The 1,764-nt window shown below is 27.2% G+C and carries 3 protein-coding genes; all 3 read left to right on the top strand.

The features are described 5' to 3' along the window. Positions 1-597: 597 nt before the first annotated feature. Positions 598-1,215: a nucleotidyltransferase domain-containing protein gene (locus VK998_RS01800; protein WP_236912181.1), complete on the top strand. Its 618-nt coding sequence runs from the start codon at positions 598-600 to the stop codon at positions 1,213-1,215. 72 nt (positions 1,216-1,287) lie between these two features. Then, positions 1,288-1,485: a DUF2281 domain-containing protein gene (locus tag VK998_RS01795; protein WP_132029213.1), complete on the top strand. Its 198-nt coding sequence runs from the start codon at positions 1,288-1,290 to the stop codon at positions 1,483-1,485. Further along, a partial coding sequence (locus VK998_RS01790; RefSeq protein ID WP_325224831.1) for a type II toxin-antitoxin system PemK/MazF family toxin occupies positions 1,478-1,764 on the top strand: 287 nt, incomplete at its 3' end. The genes VK998_RS01795 and VK998_RS01790, both read left to right, overlap by 8 nt.

Below are 1,764 nucleotides of genomic sequence, written 5' to 3'. Positions count from 1 at the left end.
GTAAAGCAAAGTATGAGAATTATTGGGATGATGAAGAAATATATTTTGTATTTGATGAATTGAAAGAATTTTTTCCTGAAGAAGATATTAGTTTTACAACTATATCCCATTGTGCAGGGATTATTCAGCTTAGAAAATTATTATAGCCTAAATTCATATAGAAAAGGCTATATTTAATAATGTTGCAATTAAAGCATTAGGTTTCATTTAATAAAACCTAATGCTTTAATTTTATAAGTTCTATAAAGAAAAAAGAAGTTCTTTAATTTACATTTGTAGAATTTTGGGAAATATAATGGAGGCATTATTGTGATAGAAGCAAATAGATGCAAGATAGATATATTGCAAGATAGTTATTATAAAAAAAGTTAGAGGATTGTTCACTAAGGATTCTGTTTAAACTTTAATTCATTTTTCTTTGATATATCTATCACTAAATAAGTTTTGCCAGTAGAACTGATACGGTGAACCCTATCATAAGTAGGACAAGCCTTATTGATTATAAATTAGGATTTAGGGGTTACTACGGACCATAAGGAAATGGTATAATGTGTATAAGTAGGAAAATGTGAATTAACTGCTATGGAGGAAATGGTTATGGAAGAAAAATTAATAGATTCTGCTAAGGAATATTTGAAAAAAGAATATAATTGTCATTCAATAATATTATATGGTTCCTTTGTTAGTGGGGATTATACAGAAGAAAGTGATATAGATTTAGTATGTTTTTGCGATAACCCCAAAAAGGAAAATGATACGACAGTATTTAATAATAGGAGATTAGATGCTTGGATTTATAAAACGGAAATGATGGAAGAGTGCACTCAATTTCTTCATGTTAAAGATGGTAAAATAATTTTTGATGAAAGAGATTTATGTACTATTTTTCTTAATGAAATAAATAAGCAGTTTATAACTGGCCCCAAACAATTAACATTGCAAGAAAAAGATTTTCTTAAAGATTGGCTTAAAAAAATGTTACAAAGAGCAAGAAAGGGGGATATCGAGGGAAATTTCAGGTACCATTGGCTGCTTACAGATTCATTGAAGATTTATTTTGATATTAAAGGTATGTGGTATTTGGGTCCCAAGAAATCTTTACAGTGGCTTTATGACAATAATAGGGAAGCATACTATTTATTCTATAATGCATTGAGAAACAATGCTGATATTGCTGAAATAGAGAAATTAATTGAATATATAGTTGTGTCATAATTTTTATATTATATGTAATAAATAATATGGTATAATAAATATATATTACATTATTTGAAAGGTAGTGATAGAATGGACACTGCTAAACAAATATTATTAAAACTTATAGATGAAATTCCAGAAAATCAAATACATGAAGTAATAGATTTTATAGGATATTTAAAAATAAAAAATGAGAGAGATATGTTTAAAGAGTTAGAAGAGGCAAGTAAAAGTAGCATGGACTTTTGGAACAATGATATAGATGATGAGGTATGGAATAATGTATAAGCAAGGAGATATATTACTAATTCCAATACCATTTACAGATTTGACATCCAGTAAAAAGAGACCTGTTCTTGTACTATCAAATGATGATTATAATTGTAAAACAGAGGATATAATAGTGGCTGCTATTACTTCGAATATTACATCAAAGGACTATAGCATATTTATTACTAATAGTGATTTGTTGGAAGGAAATTTAAAAGTGGATTCATGTATAAGAGTGGATAAAATTTATACTTTAGCTCAAAATATTGTTATTAAGAAATTTGGCGAAGTTAATGA

Origin of the sequence: Schnuerera sp., assembly GCF_035459645.1 — a bacterium.
Classification (GTDB): Bacteria; Bacillota; Clostridia; order Tissierellales; family Tepidimicrobiaceae; genus Schnuerera.
This window is presented reverse-complemented; position numbering and strand designations above follow the sequence as displayed.